The sequence below is a fragment of the Streptococcus sp. HSISS2 genome (assembly GCF_000448665.1).
GTDB classification, from domain to species: Bacteria; Bacillota; Bacilli; order Lactobacillales; family Streptococcaceae; genus Streptococcus; species Streptococcus raffinosi.
This window is the reverse complement of the sequence record NZ_CM002133.1, coordinates 1,621,574-1,622,876: the sequence shown is the minus strand read 5'-3', so window position 1 is coordinate 1,622,876 and position 1,303 is coordinate 1,621,574. Positions and strand designations below refer to the sequence as shown.

General features: G+C 35.8%; 2 protein-coding genes. Both read left to right on the top strand.

Annotated features, from left to right (window positions below):
* The first annotated feature begins 102 nt into the window (after positions 1-102).
* The gene (locus tag HSISS2_RS07225) at positions 103-429 is read left to right on the top strand and encodes a bacteriocin immunity protein (protein WP_021146107.1); all 327 of its coding nucleotides are present in this window, start codon (positions 103-105) and stop codon (positions 427-429) included.
* Between the two features lie 215 nt (positions 430-644).
* On the top strand, positions 645-1,303 hold a 659-nt coding region (locus HSISS2_RS07220; RefSeq protein WP_042767079.1), incomplete at its 3' end, for a YhfC family glutamic-type intramembrane protease.

The window sequence follows — 1,303 nt, the reverse complement described above, 5'->3', positions numbered from 1 at the left end:
ATAGGTGTGCTCACCAAGATAGCATTTCTTTCCGAATTCGATGATAGTATAAATCAAATGTTTACCTTGAGAAAAGCAGGATCTATTTAGGGAGTGTTCTAGTTGACAAAAAGTGATAATATCCAAATTGAAGATATCTTAAACAATATCTATAATCTCATTTTAAATCCAGAAACAACTGAAGAAGAGAGAAACTTGCTCGTAACGTTTAAAAACGAAATAGAAGTTGGAAAGAAGGACAATGGTGAACTTCTTGCAGAGTTACGCAGAGCTATTCAAGTTCTAGCTGTCGACAATCTTTCTAAAGGGATTTCACTGAGTTCAGGATTGAGTGAATTGAGTAAGACACTCACAGAATTCCAAAATGAATCAGAACGTAACGCTAATCTAGCAATAGGATTGTCATCAATCGCCATGTTTTTTAGATGATTTATCTGTTTGTGATGATTAATAATTAAAATGACAAAAAAGATCGTTTTCACGATTTTTGTGATTCTATTTCGATTTTTTTCGAAATAGAATTGACTGTAGTCTATGAAAAGCGTATAATCTATTTCGAAAAGTATAGAAATAGGTATTCTCACCAAGATAGTATTCTTATTCCGTCTCAATGAAAGGATAAATCAAATGGAAACACTCCTTTTATGACAATTCTTGCCATGTTAGTTATCGCCATCATAAGTTTTATCGTCCTGAGGAAAAGATGGAAGTTTTCGCTCAAGCTCTTTTTAGTGGGACTGATTGGCTTTGCCTTACCAGTCATGATGATTGAAGGACCTATCAATGCCTTGGTTTTATCTGGTTTTACTCACTCTTCTAAGTGGTTTACCATTGTTTATGGAGGACTTATGGCTGGTCTTGTTGAAGAAACAACACGCTATTTGGTTTTTAAGATTCTCGAAAAGAAAAGAAGTTTGATGACGTCTGATATTGTAGCTTACGGTTTTGGACATGGTCTTAGTGAATTTATCTTGCTTGGAGTGATGGGCTTACTCACTAACATCATTGTTTTACAGGCCGTCCATTCAGGTCAGGCCAGTCAGTTACCTTCATTTCTAGTAGGTCAGGTCAATCAATTAACAGGCTTTGCTGTTGTTATGTCTCTCTTTGAAAGACTAGTTGCCTTACTACTACAGGTCTTGCTTACAGCTTGGGATTTTCTAGCAGTCACTAAGCATAAGCTTTCATTCTATTTCTGGGCGATATTACTTCATGCTACCATCGATTTTTTGGCAGGTGCTTATCAACAAGGGATAGTCAGCAATCTCTTATTAATCGAAGTCATGTTAGCTATTTATGTGCA